Source organism: Thermoanaerobaculia bacterium (assembly GCA_035717485.1).
GTDB lineage: Bacteria > Acidobacteriota > Thermoanaerobaculia > UBA5066 > DATFVB01 > DATFVB01.
Window position 1 is genome coordinate 1 of record DASTIQ010000302.1, and the last position, 17,360, is coordinate 17,360.

Below are 17,360 nucleotides of genomic sequence, written 5' to 3' on the forward strand. Positions count from 1 at the left end.
GGCCGGGCGGCCGCGCAGAACGCCCCGATCGCCGCCGCGCGGGCGTCCGCATCCGGGGACACCAGCGCTGCGCGTTCCCCGACGAGGGAAGCGAGATCGTACGTGTCCGGTCCGAGGCGGGCGTCCTGGAAGTCGATCACGCCGATTTCTCCTTCCGCGTCGAGCAGGTTGTCGAGGTGGAAGTCGCGATGGACGAAGCGGCTCGGGTGCGCGGCGATCTCGGAGGCCAGAGCTCCGGCGAAGGCGTCGTGGACCGACCGCTCCGACGCCGAAAGAGGGGACTTCGCGAGCTCGGTGAAGAACGCCTCCCGGGACTTCTCCATCTCGCCGAAGAAGAATGCCGCCGTGAACGGCGGGTTGACGCCCGGGTCCTCCGTGGCGGCGATCGCCGCCGCCACCTCCGCGGCCCGGGCGTGCGGCTCGCGGCGGCGCGCCGGAGCTCCGGCCCAGAGCGAGGAGAGAGGCCGGTCGCCGAAGTCTTCGATCAGATGGACGCCGCCTCCCGGCTCGGCAACGAGGAGCCGGGGAACGCGAACGCTTCCGGCGAGCGCCTCGCGAACACGGGCCCAGCGGCCGGACGCCTCTTCCTGGCCTTCGGGGTAGACCGCGGCGACGACCGGCGTCGCGCCCGTCTCGATGCGGAAGTAGCGCCGCTGCCCGACGTCTCCGGCGAGGGCCGACATGCCCCGAAAAGGAAGGCCCGCTTCCGAGCACAGCCGGCGGATGCGGGCCTCGAGCGCGTCCACGGGGCGGAGGATCAGGACGCGGGAATCGCCGAGAGGACCACGCGCTTGATGTGGATCGGAGAATTCGGGTTGTCGCGGCCGTCGCGGGGCGCCGCCGCGATCTTGTCGGCCACGTCCATTCCCGACGTCACCTCGCCGAATGCGGTGTACTGGTGGTCGAGGAACGTCGAGTCCTTCACGACGATGAAGAACTGCGAGGAAGCCGAGTTCGGGTCGCTCGCCCGCGCCATCGACACGACGCCGCGCTTGTGGGAGACGTCGTTGAATTCCGCCTTGACGTTCCGGATCGTCTCGGTCTTCTGCCCGCCGTCGGGTTCGGAGACCCGGATCGTGTTGTAGACGAATCCGTCGGCGTTCCCCTTGGGGGACGCGTACGCTCCGGTTCCCATGAGCTCGCGCGGCGTCTTCGGGTTCTTCGTGAGCGGATCCCCGGTCTGGATCATGAAACCCGGAATCACGCGATGGAAGAGAACGCCGTCGTAGACGTGCTTCTGCGCGAGCTCGATGAAGTTCTGGACGTGGTGCGGCGCCTTGTCGGCGAAGAAGCGGATCGTGATGTCGCCGTAGTCGGTGACGAGCGTCGCCTGGGTGTGCGCGGGATCCATCTTCGAGCTCCCTTTCTTCGCCGATTTGTGGCGGGCCGGCGCGGCCGAAATCGCCTGAGCCGCGAGGAGCGCGGCGGCCATGATCGTCAGTTTCCTCAAACGGAACCTCCTTGTGAAGGACGAACGATAGCATGCGCCGCCGGACGGCGATGGGTTCGCCGGGAGCGGCTTCCTCGGCGCGAAGGGGTTCTCGATCCGGGCTCCGCGAGGCCGCGACGGTCCGCATCCGCCGGCGGTCGAGGGTCCGTGCCGCGGCCGCGGCGGTGGCGTAGGATGGGGTTCGTGGGGAGCTCGGACGTCATCGTCTGCGGCGCCGGGGTGATCGGATGCGCCGTCGCGCGAGAGCTCGCCCTCCGCGGCGCGTCGGTGACCGTCGTCGAGCGCGGGTCGCCGGGGCAGGAGGCCTCGGGAGCCGCCGCCGGAATGCTGACGGCCGGCGCCTACGCCGTTCCCGGTGAGCCTCTCGCCGAGCTGTGCCGCGAATCCGCGGCTCTCTATCCCGCGCTCGTCGATGCGCTCCGCGCGGAGACCGGCGTCGATCCGCACTATTCGCGCTGCGGCTCGCTGCGGCTCGCCGCGAGCGCCGAAGACGCCGCCGCGATGGAAGACCTCGCCCGCCGCCAGGAGCGCGCCGGGTGGGCGGTCGAGCGCGTCGACGGGGTGCGGGCCGCCGATCTCGCCGGCGCGGAGCTCCGGCTCCCGGAAGGTCCGATGCTGTCGTTCCCCGAGGAAGCCGTCATCGATGCCCGGGAGCTGATTCGCGGACTGCGCGTCTCGGCGGAGCGCCGCGGTGCGCGCTTCGTCACGGGAACGCCCGTGACCGCCCTGCGGATCGAATCGGCCGTCTGTACCGGCGTGCGCACGCCCGGCGAAGATCTGGCCGCGGGCGCGGTCGTCGACGCGGCCGGCTCCTGGGCGGGGCTCGCCGGGGCCGCGGGATTCTCCGTGCCGATCGCCCCGGCGCGCGGGCAGATCGTCGAGCTCGATTCGGGTTCCTCGCGGCCCGCCCGGGTGCTGCATCGCGATCATTTCTACCTCGCTCCGCGCGAGCACGGCCGGCTCCTCGCCGGATCGACCATCGAGTTCGTCGGCTACGAGAAGGTCGTGACCGCGGCCGCCGTCGCGAACCTCCTCCGGCGCGCGATCGAGCTCGTCCCGGCGCTCGCGGGATCGCGGTTCGTCGGGGCATGGGCCGGACTGCGGCCGGCCGCCCCCGACGGCCTCCCGGTCCTGGGTGCCACGCCCCTCCCCGGGTACTTCCTCGCCGCGGGAGGCTTCCGGAACGGCGTCCTGATGGCGCCCGCCGTCGCGCGACGGCTGTCCCAGGCGGTTCTCGACGAAAATCAGACCGCGGTACCGGGGCCGTTCTCGATGGCGCGATTCGTGCGAGAAAACGAGCCGGTGAGCGCCCCGAATTCCGCTTTACAGCGGGAAATGCGTCTTGGTAAGATCGCCGAACGCTAGGCAACGCAAGCATTTGGGAAATGGGTGACCTCGAATGAAGAAACAGCTCTATTCCGCGGTCCGCGCCGCCGCCGAAGGGGCGTGGCGCGCCGCATCCGCAGTCGATCGGAGATTCCCGGAGGGAGTGTTCCAGCCGAGATGGGCTCCTTCCCCTCTGATCAAGTCTCGCGAGCGGAGCCGGCCGGTTCTGGGGTTCCCCCGCGAGACCGATTCGCTCTGTCCGGGGTGCGTCAAGGAAGTCCGGGAATCGATCCTCTCCGGTAACGCCGACTGGTCGGTCCTCGTCAACAGCCGCGCGGGGGAGATCAAGGCCCGCATCGTCGAAAAGGACGGCCGGATCGTCATGGAGAAGGACTGCCCGGACCACGGCCATTTCGAGGACGTGATGTCGACCGATCCCGCGTTCTTCGCGCGCCTCGAATCGCTCTACCCCGGCCGCGATTTCACGATCCCGAAGGACGGCCTGCACGACCACGGCTCTTCCTCGATCAAGTACGGCCGCGGGGCAGTGCTGACGATCGACCTGACGAACCGCTGCAACATGATGTGCAACCCCTGCTTCATGGACGCCAATCAGGTCGGATTCGTCCACGAGCTCGAGTGGGAGGACGTCAAGGAGCTCCTCGACAACGCGATCGCGATCAAGCCGAAGCGCCAGCTCTCCGTCCAGTTCTCGGGAGGGGAGCCGACCCTCTCGCCGCACTTCCTTCCCGCCATCCGGTATGCCCGGGAGCTCGGCTATTTCTCGGTCCAGTGCGCGACCAACGGAATCCGGTTCGCGCAGGACGAGAGCTTCGCGAAGGAGGCCGCGGAAGCGGGTCTGCGTTTCGCGTACCTCCAGTTCGACGGGGTCGACAACGACCACAACCAGCATCGGCAGGTCGGGAACCTGTTCGACGTGAAGCTCCGCGCGGTCGAGCACCTGAAGAAGTACGCGATCGACGTCACGCTCGTGACGACGATCGTCAACAGCGTCAACAACGACCAGGTCGGCGCGATCCTCAACTTCGCGATCCAGAACATCGACAAGATCAACGCCCTCTCCTTCCAGCCGGTGTCGTTCACCGGCCGCGACGAGGACATCGACGCCGAGACGCTGAAGCGGCAGCGGTACACGCTGTCGAACCTCGCGCACGACGTGAAGGAGCAGGCGGGAATCGGCGACGTCATGCGCGACTGGTTCCCGCTCTCGGCCTCCGGGCCGTTTTCGGACCTGAAGGACCAGCTCTCCGGCCTCGAGGCGGAGTGGGGCTCGATGAAGTGCGGCTGCCACCCGAACTGCGGGATCGGCACGATGCTCCTCGTCCACGAGAAGACGAAAGAGGCCGTTCCGGTCCCGGCGCTGATCGACGTGGACCGGCTGCTGAAGGATTTCCAGCGGATCACCGACAGCGCGCGGTCGAAGCCGGTCGCGGCGGCGCAGGTCGCGCTCTCGATCCTCCGCAACCTCCGTCCCGAGAACCTCCCGAAGAACCTCGGCGCCTGGGACCTCGTCAAGATCATGGACGGCCACACGGGCGGGAAGATGGGGATCGCCCGGAAGAAGCGCTACAGCTGGCGCGTGCTCTTCGTCGGCGGGATGTGGTTCCAGGATCTCTTCAACTACGACTTCCGCCGGACGGAGATGTGCATCATCCCGTACGCGACGCAGATGGGGGAGATCTCCTTCTGCGCCTACAACACGGGAGTGGGCTGGAGGAAGATCGTCGAGGAGATCTTCCGGTCGGCGACCCTCGCCGAGTGGTACAAGAAGAACGGGCGGCACACCGTGTACGCCCGCGGAAAGAACGTTCCGCTCCCGTCTCTTCCGGCCGATGCGCCGGCGCCGCTCGTGCCGATGACGCCGCCCCCGCAGCAGGCGCCGGCGTCGATCGCGGCCAAGGCCATGCTGCCCGTCTTCTCCGCGCTGATCAAGTAGGCAAGCGCGGACGATGCATCGAGCCGGGCGGGCGCGGGCCGCCCGCCCGCGGCGCTCGCCGTACGCCACTGGTACGACTCGGCCGCGGGCCGGGCGCCCCGCATCCCGTCCGGCTCGCGCCTCGCCGCGCCTCGACGGTTTTTCCATCGGCTCGCGCCCGCGTATCGAACCTGTCGTGTATTGTTTCGACTTTCGACTTTCGACTTTCGACTTTCGACTTTCGACTCGCGACTCGTCACTCGCGACCGCGCCCGAGGCGTCCCTGACTACGGCCTGAACGCCGCCCGGTTCTCCGGTCCCTCCCACACGACGACCTCGGCCACGCGCGCGGGCGCGAGCACGCCCGAGGCGGCGATCCGCTCCGCGAAGTGGCGGGCGATGTTCTCCGCCGACGTGTTCCGGCCGGCGAAGGCCGGGTGGTCGTTCACGTTGCGGTAGTCGAGTTCGCCGGCGATCTTCCGGACGAGATCCTTCGCGGCGAGGAAATCGACGGCGAGGTCGTCGCGGTCGAGCCCGGCGGCCTCGAGGGCCACCTCCACCCGGTAGGAGTGCCCGTGGAGCGGCTCGGGCTGGCCGCGGTAGTGGATCAGGAAGTGGGCGGCTTCGAAGCGGGCTTCGACGGTGACTCGGAAAGCCATGCGCTCACCCGGCGAGCATCGTGGCTTCGCGCGTGATCGAGAGCGCGGTGATTTCCTCGGCGGAGAGGGCGAACAGCTGTTCGACGACCTTTCGGGGGGTGGCCGTGTCTCCGGACGAGGCATCGAGGTTCACCTCGAACCGCAGGCGCGAGCCTTCGCGGTCGACGGCGATGGAGCGAAGGGCCGGCGCGAGCTCCCGGGCGCCGTTGTCCGCCACGGAGCGGGCGCGCGCGCGGAGGGAAGGGCCGAGCACCACCGAGTAGGCGGCGCCGCGGATCGCCTTGGACAGCGGCGCCTCGCCCGCCGCGAGCGCACGCACCGCGGTCACCCGCACGCCCGGCGGGAGCCGGTCCGTGATCCGCGACGCGGCGTCTTCCGGCAGTCCGCCCCTCGTTTCGAGGTCGAGCACCTCTTCGCGCGACTCGAGTCCGAGGGCGAGCGCGGGCCCCATCGAGAGCCGCATGCGCGGATTGAAACCTTCCGAGTAGGCGGCGGGCATTCCCGCCGCGCGGATCGCCCGCTCGAAGGCGTCCATCGTGTTCCGGTGCGAAAGGTACCGGGCGTCGCCGAGCTTTTCGAACGTCAGCCGGTAACGGAGCCTCGGACGGGCGTCCGAGTCGAAGCCGGGCCGGCGGCGCGCCGGCGCCGCGACGTCGGGCATCGCCTTGCGCCGGTAAGCGGCGCCCTTGGCGGCGTCCGTGTACGCCGCGGGTTCGGAGGCCGCCGGAGGAGCCGCGGGAAGATCGCTCGGCAGCGGCGCCCGGCCGGCGACCGGGAGCGTCCCCATCGGCCGCGCGAGCACGGTGTCCTCGCCGTTGCCGGGCACCCCGCACGCGTAGCAATGTCCCCACTTGCAGTCCTCGGTCTCGTGCTCGCGGAGCGCCTTGATCTTCTCGATCTTCAGGAACTTCTTCGTCACCGCCGCGTCGATCACGTCCCACGGGAGGATCTCGTCGACCGCGTACTCGCGCAGATACCGCTCCGGCGCGATTCCGCAGGCGCGGAACGCGTCGTGCCAGAGGTCGGGGCGGAAGTGCTCGCTCCAGCCGTCGAACTTCACGCCGCGCTTCCAGGCCTCGAGGAGCACTTCTCCCATCCGGCGATCTCCGCGGGAGAGAACGCATTCGATCTCCGCTTCCGCCGGAGAGTGGCTCTTCATGTTCGCGCCGCGGACGCCCCGGAATTTCTGCTGGAGGTACCGGATCTTCGCGGAAAGCGTGTCGACGCCGTCGAAAGCCGCCCACTGGAACGGCGTCCAGGACTTCGGAACGAAGGAGCCGACCGAGACGTTGACGCTCTTGCGGCCGTAGCGCCGGCCCGCGGCGAGGATGTCCCGCACGAGGGTCACGAGCTCGTCGAGATCCGCTTCGGTCTCGGTCGGGAGCCCGATCATCGTGTAGACCTTGATCAGGTCCCAGCCGCGCGAGAACGCGGCGTCGGCCGCCTTCACCATGTCCGCATTCGTGAACGTCTTGTTGATGACCCGGCGAAGCCGGTCGGAGCCGGTTTCCGGCGCGAACGTGAACCCCGATTTCCGGACCTCGGAAACGGCGTCGGCCAGTCCGACCGAGAACGCCTCCGCCCGGAGAGAAGGGAGGGAGATCGAGACGCGCTGCTCCGCCAGCTGCGGCGCGAGGCAGGAGACGAGCGGCTCGATCTGCGAATAATCCGCCGTCGAAAGCGACAGGAGCCCGACTTCCGACCATCCGGTCTCTCCGATGAATCGCTTCGTCATCGCCGCCGCGTCCGCCGGATCCAGCTCGCGCACGGGGCGGTACCAGTAGCCCGCCTGGCAGAACCGGCAGCCCTGCGTGCAGCCGCGCATGATCTCGAGACCGAGCCGGTCCTGCACGATGTCGACCGAGGGGACGACCGGTTTCTCCGGATAATGGTCCGGCGAGAGCCGCTCGATCCACACGCGGCGCGCGCGATCCGGCACGCCGGGGCGGTTCGGCGAGATCGCCGCGATCGTCCCGTCCTCCCGGCAGGCGACGTCGTAGAGCGACGGGACGTAGAAGCCCGGAACGCGGGCCACGCTTTCGAGGAACGAGTCGCGCGACTCGCCCGCGGTCTTCGCCGCCTCGAGCCGCTCGAGGAAGAGCGGCAGCGCCTCCTCGGCGTCGCCGATCAGGAAGACGTCGAAGAAGATCGCGAGCGGCTCCGGGTTCGCCGTGCACGGTCCGCCGCCGATCACGATCGGATCGCCGGCGCGCCGGTCCTTCTGGAGGAGGGGGATCCCCGCGAGATCGAGCATGTTGAGGACGTTCGAGTAGTTGATCTCCGCCTGCAGCGAGAATCCGAGGGCGTCGAAGTCGACCGCCGGACTGAAGGACTCGACCGTGAAGAGCGGAATGCCGTTCTCGCGCATCTTCGCTTCGAAGTCGGTCCACGGCGCGTAAACGCGTTCGCACGCCCACCCTTCCCGGCGATTGACGATTTCGTAGAGGATCTTCAGCCCCGTGTGGGACATGCCGATTTCGTACGTGTCGGGGAAAGCGAGCGCGAGCGAAACCTTCGCGGCGGCGAGATCCTTGCGCACGACGTTCCGCTCGAGACCGATGTAACGGCCCGGGCGCTCGACGAACGGGAGCAGGGGATCGATTCGGGGCCGCACCGAGACGAAGGCCATGATGGGTTCCTCCGTGGAAACCATCGATTCTACATGGATGAGGCGGCCGCGCTTCCTCTCGAGGGCGAAGGTGGCTCGGACGCGCCGCTCCGGCTCGGGGGGATCCGGCCGCGACGAGGCGGCGAAGGGAGGAGTCCCCGCGCCGGCTTCAGTCGATCGGGTAGAGCCGGAGCCCGTACGTCAGCGTCAGGTACTTGGCCATCTGGTCGCGGAGGACGGGGTCGCCGGGACCGTAGAGGCCGTTTCCGTATCCGTCGACGATCCCCTTCGACCAGAGATAGTAGATGAAGCGGCATCCCGCGTCCGAATCGGGGACGTCCGAGAACGCGTTGGGTTGCCCGTCTGTGCAGTCGTAGGACCGGCCGTTCCCCGGATCCGGCGCGCTCGAGGGGACGAGGGAATCGCCTCCGGCGAGGTCGCGCGCGAGCATGACGGCCATGCTGCGGCGGTTGATCGCGATGCCGGGGCAATAGTTCGACGTGAACCGGGCCGCGTCGGTGCAGCCGAACGAGAGCCCCCGTGCCGCGATGAAATGGATGTGCCGGCAGAACAGGTCCGTCGGCGCCACGTCGGCGAAGAGGGAGTGGCCTCCCGGAACGCACGCGTAGGATCCGAGCCCGCTCACGTTCCCGGAGTCGGGGACGTTCGGGTCGCCGCCGGCGTGCGCGCGCGCGATGAACGCCGCCATCTGGTCGCGCATCGTGTCGAGGGCGGGTCCGTAGGTCGCCGGGCCCGTTCCCTTCGTGATCGCGAAGTGGAGGATCGTCTCGACGTACGAATAGAGCGTCGACGAAGTCGGTACGTCGGTGAAGCTCTCGCCGACGTGGAGAGTCCACGTGTGGACCTCTCCCGAGCTCAATTTCTCGTTTGCGGTCGCGTCCCAGTGGAGCGCGGGGCGCAGGTCGGCGTCGACGCGCACCTGGTAGCCGTCGGTCGCGCAGGATCGAGTCGCCCCCGCCGCGAGCGTTCCGTACGTCGCAGAGGAGTCCGGTATCGAGTAAACGACCGTTCCGTTGTCCGGACCGGACAGCCCGGACAGCGTGCCGGTGACCGATCCGACGGTCGACGAGGAGACGTCGGTCCACGAGGGAACGACGGCGGCCGTTTCGCCCGGGTCGAGAACGCCGTTCGGCTCCGAAGTCCGCGCCGGGGTCACCGGCGTCCCTTCGAGCACGATCGCCGACGGGGCGAGCGCGCAGTCGCCGCAGGACGTCGTCGACGCCGAGACGATCGCGCTGTCCACGCTCGTGACGGCGTTCGCGTTCTGGGGCCCGCGGTCGGTCGTGGTTCGGACGACGAAGGAGTAGGTCGTGGAGGGGCGGAGCCCGGAGACCGTGAGGAAGCCCAGCGTCTTGTCCGACGTGCTGCCCGCGAAGGCGTACGGCCCGACGTTCGAGGGCGCGACGTAGACGTCGTAACTCCCGGGATCGGACGAGTACGGGATCGGCGTCCAGGCGACCCGGATCGCGTTGTTCGTCCGCGACCCCGCCGAAACGGCGGACGGCGCGATCGTCTGGGTCGACTGCCAGTCGCCTCCTTCCTGTTTTTCGTCCAAAAAGGACGCGAGCGAGGAGCTCGCCGTGGACAGCCCGTTGTACCGGAAGTCGCTTCCTCCGGGCGCGAGGTTCGTCAACCCGGAGAGGGCGGACGGCAGGGCGCCGACGAGATCGTTTCCGGCGCAGAGGAGGTTCCGGAGCGTCGTCGCGTTGCCGACCGTCGACGGGATCGGCCCCGACAGGTAGTTGTAGTCGAGGTCGAGCGTCTCGAGCGCGGTGCCGGTCACGTCGGGAAACGGTCCCGTCAGACGGTTGTTCGAGAGAAGGAGGATCCGGAGGTTCGACAGATTCGCGAGGCTCGGCACCGGTCCGTCGAACTGGTTGTCGTACAGCTCGCAATCGGAGAGCTGCGTGAGCGCGGAAAGGTCCGGAATCGGCCCCGAGAGCCGGTTGGTGTCGAGCGCCATGTACTGGAGCTGCGTCATCGCCGAGAGGCTGGGGACCGGGCCGGTCAGGGCGTTCGTATCGAGGTCGAAGACCTGCAGGCTCGTCAGGCTCGCGAGCGAAGGGATGGACCCGGTCAGCCGGTTGCTGTTGAGCTCGAGCGAGGTGAGAGAGGAGAGGCCGGCGAGGCTCGGAATCGAGCCGCCGAGAGAATTCCCGTACAGCTCGAGGATCCGGAGGCCGGTGAGGCTCGAGACGGGAGGGATCGATCCGGTCAGGCGGTTGTTCGAAAGGATGCAGTACTGCAGAGCGGAGAGGGGGGCGATCGCGGGAAGCGTTCCCGCGAGATTGTTGGAGTCGAGGTTCAGCGCCGTGACATGCGCCCCCGCCGCGTCGCACTGGACGCCGTACCACGCGCATTCCGTTCCCGCCGGACCGCCCCAGCCGGCGTGCTGTGTCCATCCGCTTCCATGGGCCGAAGAGAAGAGATCGAGCAGGACCTGCCTTTCCGTCGCGGGGATCGCGGCGCCCGCGGACGAAGCGGTGGCGAGCGTCGCCAGAGCGATCAGCAGGCGAGCGTGAGGCTTCAGCATCGCGTCGGATTCGAGCGATCGCGCGAGGCGTCACACGGGCGGGACAGGGGAACATCGCAGAACAGCCGTTGCATCCGGTGCGGCGCAGTGCAAATTGCGGGCCCGAAGATGCACGACCCCGTCACGGTCCCGGGCATCGTTTGGGGTTCGACGGGACGAGCGTGGCGGCGGGAGCGAGGGCGCTCCGGCGTCGGCTCGGACGGAATTCGCTCGCCGCGCCGCAATTGAAAATCCCGGCGAATTTCGCTAATCTGCGCGCCCTTGCACCCGTAGCTCAATTGGATAGAGCATCTGACTACGGATCAGAAGGTTGGGGATTCGAATTCCTCCGGGTGCACCAATTACGCCGGGAACCAGGAACCGAGGAGGCACACTCGGTCGCTGAGCGAATGACTCCGAGGAGGTTCGCCAAGCACGCGAGTGCGCCGGCTCATTCCTCCGGGTGCACCAATTACGCCGGGAACCCGGAAAGACAGTCACACCCGGTCGCTGAGCGAACGAGTCTGAGGAGGTTCGCCAAGCACGCGAGTGCGTCGGCTCATTCCTCCGGGTGCACCATCCGCCTCGGCCAGGCGCTGCGCGCTGGCGACCCTGCGGCGCGATCAAATGGGGCCAGCCCTGACAATGGGAGGCGAAGGCGGGGTCGAATTCCTCGCCCAAAAGAAAAGGCGCGGGACGATGCCCGCGCCCGATCGAAGGGTGGCGAGAGAAAGTTACTTCTTGCCGCCCAGAATCGCGTCCTTCGCGGCCTTCGCGACGCGGAACTTCACGACGCGCTTCGCGGCGATCTTGATCGGCTCGCCGGTGGCGGGGTTGCGGCCCATCCGCGCCTTGCGGTTGACGAGGACCATTTTTCCCAGTCCCGGGATCGTGAACGAGTTCTTGGCTTCCTTGTGCGCGAGCGCGGCGAGCTCCTCGAGAAACTGCGTCGCCACTCTCTTGGTGACCCCGGTCTTCTTCGCGAGGTGATCGGCGACCTGGGATTTGGTCATCGCTTTGGCCATTGAATCCTTCCTTTCATTTCACGCCACCCTGTTTTCCAAGCAGCGTATTTCAAGCTTTCGCAACGGTCGGAAAACGCTTCCTTGCCACCGCCGGGATTGCGTGGGAATCTAGCGCGCCGGATCGCGAAACGCAAGGGATTCTTGAAAATATCTAAGAAAAAGCGAAAATTCAGCGTGTCCGGAAAAATTTCACCGGTCCCCCGGGACGAAGATGCGGCGTGGATGCGGGAAGCGCTGCGGCTGGCCGAACGGGCCGGATCGCGCGGCGAGGTGCCCGTCGGCGCGGTCGTCGTCCGCGGCGGACGCGCGCTGGGACGGGGCACCAACCGCCGCGAATCGCGAGCGGATCCGACGCATCATGCGGAGATCGAGGCGCTTCGCCGGGCGGCGGCGCGGTCGGGGAGCTGGCGGCTCGACGGCGCGACGCTCTACGTGACGCTCGAACCGTGCGCGATGTGCGCGGGCGCTTGCGTCAACGCTCGAATCGCGCGAATCGTCTACGGATGCTCGGACCCGAAGGCGGGCTACGTGGAGAGCCTCGGCGCGATCGCGACGGATTCCCGGCTCAACCACCGCTGCTCCCTCCGGGGAGGGGTGCTCGCGGATCAATCCGCGGAGCTTCTCCGGCGTTTTTTCCGGGAACGACGCGGGGGAGCGACGGGGGAGAAGAAGGCCAAGCCGACTCCGCGGAAGCCCCGAGCCTGAACCCGGCGCCGCCGATCCCGATACCTCGCAGCGAGCACCATTCGGAACCGGCAGAGCGCAACTCCCGCGCCCGCCACGACTTCATCGACAACCGCCGTACTCGTCGGTGACGCTCCATTTCACGAAAGCGGGGCTGTGGCTGAGCAAGGCGGGCGGGCGGAGCACCCTTGCCAGATGGAGAAGGGGTTTGGGGGATACAACTCCCGGGCCCGCCACGACTTCATCGACAACCACCGTACTCGTCGCGACGTTCCATTACCCGAAAGCGGGGCTGTGGCTGAGCGAAGGCGGGCCCGCGGAGCGCGTTTGCCAGATGGAGAGGGGGTTTGGGGGATACCTCCCCCAGGCTGGATGTGGCCAAAACTGTCGCGGGCGGAGCCCGCGACGCCCGAGGTCCGGAGCCAGCGCGGAGGAACGAGTGCCTCGCAGCGAGCGGCCGCAACGCGGCCGCGAAGCGAAGAGGTTTTGGCGGAGGAGGAGGGATTCGAACCCTCGAAACCCTTTCGGGTTTACCGGTTTTCGAGACCGGCCTGATCAACCACTCCAGCACCCCTCCGCGGGTCGGGGGGCGGATTATAGCCCATCGTTGGAGGGGTTCCGCGCTCGCCACGGCGGAAACAAAACCGCTCGAACGACGTACTATTCAGCCGAGAGCGGACCCTTTGCCGCCGGAGTGAGGATTGAGGAACATGGCTTCGAAATTTGACCCCGTCGCGCCGCGCCTCGAGCCGGGATACGAACCGGCCGCCCTTTCGGTCCCCACGCCGAAGCGGCGCCTCTCCCGCAAGTGGAAGATCGCGATCGTCGTCGTCGCCGTCGTCGCCGCCCTCGTGGTGTTCGGAAGGATCCAGGCTGCCAAGGCCAAGATCCCGCGCGTCACGGTCGCGAAGGTCGAGCGGCAGGACATCGTTTCGAAGGTGACTGCCAACGGCAAGATCCAGGCGGAGAAGAAGGTCGATCTCTCGGCTCTCGTGATGGGGCAGATCGTCAACCTCGCGGTGCGCGAGGGCGATCACGTCAAGAAAGGGGATTTCCTCCTCCAGATCGACAAGAACCAGGCGGCGGCCGGCGAGGCGGGTTCCGTCGCCGCGCTCGCCGCGAGCTTCTCCGACCGGGATTCCGCCAAGGCGACGATGGAGCAGGCCCGGCGTGACTACGAGCGCGCCAAGAAGAACTTCGAGGAGAAGATCCTCGCCGAGGCGGATTACCAGAAAGCGAAATCGACGCTCGACACGGCGATCGCCAACTTCCAGGCGGCCCAGAACCGGATCGATCAGAGCAAGGCGAACCTGAACGCCTCCCGCGACACGCTGTCGAAGACGACGGTCCGCGCCCCGCTCGACGGCGTCGTCACCGCCCTCCCGATCAAAGAGGGCGAGGTGACCGTGATCGGCACGATGAACAACGCGGGCACGCAGCTCATGACGGTTTCGGACATGGCGACGGTCGAGGCCGTGATGATGGTCGACGAGACCGACGTCCCGAGCGTCAAGGTCGGGCAGAAAGCGCTCGTCAACGTCGACGCCTATCCGAATCGGCCGTTCGACGGCATCGTGACGGAAGTCGGCAGCTCGCCGATCCTCCCGAACGACCCCGACCTTCAGGGGCTCACGACCACTTCGGATGCGATCAACTTCAAGGTCCGGATCAAGGTGCTCCAGCCGCCGGACACGATTCGTCCGGGCTTTTCGGTGACGTCGGACATCATCACGGGCACGAAGCCGTCGGTCCTCACGATCCCGCTCGCCGCCGTCGTCGTTCGCGACTCGCCGAAAGGAGAGAAGACGGCGACCGGAAAGGTCAAGACCGAAGAAGGCGTCTACATCATCGACAAGGGGAAGGTGAAGTTCCTTCCGATCCAGACCGGTCTTTCCGGCGAGCTCTCGGTCGAGGTCAAGAACGGCCTCGACGCCGGCCAGCAGATCGTCACGGGGCCTTTCAAGGCTCTCCGGACGATCAAGGACGGCGACAAGGTGATGATCGAGAAGGAAAAGAAGGGCGGATCCGGCGCCGCCTCGACGAGCCAGGGATGAGCTTCGCGGAGCTGCTGCAGGTCGCCCTCACCGCCCTGCGGCGGAACAAGCTGCGATCGTTCCTGACTCTCCTCGGCGTGATCATCGGCGTCATGACGGTCGTCGCGGTGGTCTCCGTGATCAGCGGCCTGAACGGCTACGTCCAGGACAAGGTGATGAACCTGAGCCCGGACGTCCTCGTCTTCACGAAGTACGGGATCATCCGGGGTCGTCAGGAGTACCTGCTCGCCAAGAAGCGCAAGCCGATCACGATCCGCGACGCGCAGATCGTCGAGAAGCAGTGCCGCTCGTGCGCCGCCGTCGGAACCAACGTGGACGCCCAGTCGAACGTTCACGTCGGGCCGAAGAAGCTCTCGAACGTGAACATCCAGGGCTACAGCGCGAACATGGAGTCGATGCTGAACATCGATCTCGAGGCGGGCCGGTTCTTCACGCCGACGGAAGACGACCACGCGGCGGCGGTCGGCGTGATCGGCTACGACGTGAAGGACCAGTGCTTTCCGACGGTGAGCCCGATCGGGCGGACCCTCTACCTCGGCGGCTACCCGATCACGGTCATCGGGATCCAGACGAAGCAGGGGAACGTCTTCGGGCAGAGCCGCGACAACGTGGTCTTCGTTCCGGTCTCGTTCGTCCGGAAGGTCATGACGTCGAAACAGGACCTTTCCATCTTCGTGCGGCCGCGGGCGGGGATGGCGGGGGTGGATGCGACCCAGGACGAGGTCCGGACGATCCTCCGATCCATCCGCAAGACGCCCTTTTCCGGCGACGATCCGTTCGGCATCGTCGGTTCCGAGGCGATCAAGGCCCTCTGGAACTCGATCACGGCGAGCGCCTTCGGTCTGATGATCCTGATCTCGGGAATCTCGCTGATCGTCGGAGCCATCGTCATCGCCAACATCATGTTCGTCTCGGTCGTCGAGCGCACGAAGGAGATCGGGCTGCGGATGGCGCTCGGCGCCCGCCGGCGCGACATCAAGCGCCAGTTCCTGCTCGAGTCGGCGCTGCTCGCGACCGGGGGCGGCGTCATCGGCGTCATCCTCGGCGCGCTCGTCGCGATGGCGGTGAACCAGGTCTTCCCCGCGCGGGTGCGCTTCGTTTTCGTGGTGATCGGCATCGGCACCGCGACCCTGACCGGGCTGCTCGCGGGGCTCGCGCCGTCGTCGTCCGCCTCGAAGATGCCGCCGATCGAGGCGCTCCGGTTCGAATGACGCGCCGATCGAGGAGGAGCCGATGAACCGTCTGATCGAGACCTTCCGCCGCGGATTCACGGAGAACGTGCGCTTCGCCTTCACCGCCCTGCGCGAGCACAAGCTCCGCTCCGGACTCACGATCCTCGGGATCGTCGTCGGGGTCGCGACGGTCATCGCGATGGTCTCGATCGTGACGGGGTTCAACAACAACGTGATCGGAAATCTCCAGGCGTTCGGCGCCAACCGGATCGAGTTCCAGAAGTACGAGGATCGTTTCGGGGGCGGCCCGTCCGCGGACGAGGTGAAGCACCGTCCGAACCTCACGATGGACGACGTCAAGGCGATGCGCGACCAGATGCCCGACGCCGCCGCCGTGTCCGGCCTCGTCGGCACGTTCGATGCCGAGATCCACGTCAAGAACGGCAGCCTCGAGGCCAACAACCCTTACGTGCTGGGCGTCGACCAGCAGTATCCGGAGGCGACGGCGTACACGGTCGGCCACGGCCGGTTCTTCACGCCGCTCGAGGTCGACCACAGCGCGCTCGAGACGGTCATCGGCTCCGACGTGAAGGACGCGATCTTTCCGAGCGAGGACCCGATCGGCAAGGTGATCACGCTGAACGGGCTGCGGTACCAGGTCATCGGCGTCCTGGAGAAGAAGGGGGAGCAGTTCGGCTGGTCCCCGGACAACAAGGTCCTCCTCCCGTACGGCACGTTCGAGAAGCAGTTCGGGTTCGTCGTTCGCAAGGACGGTCTCTCCAACATCAGCGTCGTGCCGAAGCGCACCGAGGACATCGAGAAGATGATCGAGCAGGGGACGGCGGTCCTCCGCGCGCGGCGCCGCGTCCCCTTCGACCAGCCGAACAACTTCGCGATTTCGACGCCGGATCAGCTCATCGGGCAGTTCCGGTCGATCACCGGCGGGATCACGGGCGCGATGATCCTGATCGCGCTGATCTCTCTCCTGATCGGCGGCGTCGGCGTGATGAACATCATGCTCGTCTCGGTGACGCAGCGCACCCGCGAGATCGGCATCCGGAAAGCGGTCGGAGCGTTCCGGCGGGACATCATCGGCCAGTTCCTGACCGAGGCGGTCACGCTCTCGACGCTCGGCGGCGTGGTCGGGGTTCTCGTCGGCGGCGGGCTCGCGGCGCTCGTCCGGGCGCTGCCGATCTCGCTTCCCGCCGCCGTGCCGGTGTGGTCGGTCGTCGTGGGGCTCGTCGTTTCGATGAGCGTCGGGATCTTCTTCGGCGCGTACCCGGCCGTGAAGGCTTCGCGGCTGGATCCGATCGAGTCGCTGCGATACGAGTGAAGTCCGGACGGACTTCGCGGTGATCGCGGTCGCCGCCGCCGCCCCGTTTTCCTTCGACACCGTCGTCCGCTCGCACGGCTGGTACGACCTTCCGCCGTTCCGATACGACGCCGACGCCGGCGAGCTGCAGGTTCGGGCGCGGGCGTCCGGCGGGACCGCGGAGCTCCGGTTTCGCCCGAATGCCGCGGGAGTGTCGGCGCGGGGCCCCGGGGCCCTCTCGCCGAGCGACCTGCGGGCGGCGGCATCGCGGATCTTCTCGCTCTCCGTCGATCTGCGGCGCTTTCTCGCGCTCGCCGCGGAAGATCCCGATCTTTCCTGGGCCGCCGCGCGCGGCGCCGGCCGTTTCCTCCGAGCGCCGTCGCTGTGGGAAGACGCGGTCAAGATGCTGCTGACGACGAACTGTTCCTGGGCCGCGACGCGGGGCATGGTCGTCCGGGCGATCGACCGGTTCGGCGGAGAGGGCGCGTTTCCCGATCCGGAAGCGATCGCCCGACGGCGCGAAGCCCCGCTGAACGCCGCGATCCGTTCCGGGTACCGGACGGGCGCGCTTCTCGCTTTCGCGCGCGGCGTTGCGTCCGGG

The 17,360-nt window shown here is 67.7% G+C and carries 13 protein-coding genes and 2 tRNA genes; 8 read left to right on the top strand and 7 right to left on the bottom strand.

Translation table 11 applies throughout. The annotated features are described in order from the left end of the window. Together VFS34_15800 and VFS34_15805 are read right to left on the bottom strand one after the other, a co-directional pair. A partial coding sequence (locus VFS34_15800) for a phosphotransferase (GenBank protein HET9795917.1) occupies positions 1-746 on the bottom strand: 746 nt, incomplete at its 3' end. A gap of 11 nt (positions 747-757) precedes the next feature. Next, positions 758-1,450: a peptidylprolyl isomerase gene (locus VFS34_15805; GenBank protein ID HET9795918.1), complete on the bottom strand. Its 693-nt coding sequence runs from the start codon at positions 1,448-1,450 to the stop codon at positions 758-760. Positions 1,451-1,633: 183 nt separating this feature from the next. Here VFS34_15805 and thiO point away from each other — a divergent pair, with 183 nt between their 5' ends. Together thiO and VFS34_15815 are read left to right on the top strand one after the other, a co-directional pair. Further along, a complete protein-coding gene (thiO, locus tag VFS34_15810; GenBank protein HET9795919.1) occupies positions 1,634-2,815 on the top strand; it encodes a glycine oxidase ThiO in 1,182 nt (393 codons plus the stop codon). A 34-nt stretch (positions 2,816-2,849) separates the two neighbouring features. After that, complete coding sequence (locus VFS34_15815) at positions 2,850-4,733, top strand: radical SAM protein (protein HET9795920.1); 1,884 nt, start codon at positions 2,850-2,852, stop codon at positions 4,731-4,733. 266 nt (positions 4,734-4,999) lie between these two features. Here the strand turns inward: VFS34_15815 and VFS34_15820 are convergent, their stop codons facing one another. From VFS34_15820 to VFS34_15830, 3 genes are all read right to left on the bottom strand, one after another. Beyond that, positions 5,000-5,371 carry a 6-carboxytetrahydropterin synthase gene (locus tag VFS34_15820; GenBank protein ID HET9795921.1) on the bottom strand — a complete coding sequence of 124 codons (372 nt, stop codon included), beginning with the start codon at positions 5,369-5,371 and terminating at the stop codon, positions 5,000-5,002. Between the two features lie 4 nt (positions 5,372-5,375). Next, a complete protein-coding gene (locus VFS34_15825) occupies positions 5,376-8,024 on the bottom strand; it encodes a TIGR03960 family B12-binding radical SAM protein (GenBank protein HET9795922.1) in 2,649 nt (882 codons plus the stop codon). 124 nt (positions 8,025-8,148) lie between these two features. Next, a complete protein-coding gene (locus VFS34_15830) occupies positions 8,149-10,533 on the bottom strand; it encodes an S-layer homology domain-containing protein (GenBank protein HET9795923.1) in 2,385 nt (794 codons plus the stop codon). 263 nt (positions 10,534-10,796) lie between these two features. On the opposite strand from VFS34_15830, the gene VFS34_15835 reads away from it, so the two are divergent. Next, a tRNA-Arg gene (locus VFS34_15835) sits at positions 10,797-10,873 on the top strand. Between the two features lie 373 nt (positions 10,874-11,246). Here the strand turns inward: VFS34_15835 and VFS34_15840 are convergent. Next, positions 11,247-11,537, bottom strand: a complete 291-nt coding sequence (locus VFS34_15840) for an HU family DNA-binding protein (GenBank protein ID HET9795924.1) — start codon at positions 11,535-11,537, stop codon at positions 11,247-11,249. 174 nt (positions 11,538-11,711) lie between these two features. On the opposite strand from VFS34_15840, the gene tadA reads away from it, so the two are divergent. Next, the gene (gene tadA, locus VFS34_15845) at positions 11,712-12,242 is read left to right on the top strand and encodes a tRNA adenosine(34) deaminase TadA (protein HET9795925.1); all 531 of its coding nucleotides are present in this window, start codon (positions 11,712-11,714) and stop codon (positions 12,240-12,242) included. Between the two features lie 466 nt (positions 12,243-12,708). On the opposite strand, the gene VFS34_15850 is transcribed toward tadA, so the two are convergent. Next, positions 12,709-12,798: transfer RNA gene (locus tag VFS34_15850), tRNA-Ser, on the bottom strand. A gap of 133 nt (positions 12,799-12,931) precedes the next feature. On the opposite strand from VFS34_15850, the gene VFS34_15855 reads away from it, so the two are divergent. The 4 genes from VFS34_15855 to VFS34_15870 form a co-directional block, all read left to right on the top strand. Further along, positions 12,932-14,275: an efflux RND transporter periplasmic adaptor subunit gene (locus tag VFS34_15855; GenBank protein HET9795926.1), complete on the top strand. Its 1,344-nt coding sequence runs from the start codon at positions 12,932-12,934 to the stop codon at positions 14,273-14,275. Further along, the gene (locus VFS34_15860; GenBank protein ID HET9795927.1) at positions 14,272-15,486 is read left to right on the top strand and encodes an ABC transporter permease; all 1,215 of its coding nucleotides are present in this window, start codon (positions 14,272-14,274) and stop codon (positions 15,484-15,486) included. Before VFS34_15855 ends, VFS34_15860 begins: the two co-directional genes overlap by 4 nt. Positions 15,487-15,508: 22 nt before the next feature. Further along, entirely contained in the window at positions 15,509-16,780 is a 1,272-nt protein-coding gene (locus VFS34_15865; protein ID HET9795928.1) for an ABC transporter permease, read from the top strand. Between the two features lie 19 nt (positions 16,781-16,799). Further along, on the top strand, positions 16,800-17,360 hold a 561-nt coding region (locus VFS34_15870), incomplete at its 3' end, for a Fe-S cluster assembly protein HesB (GenBank protein HET9795929.1).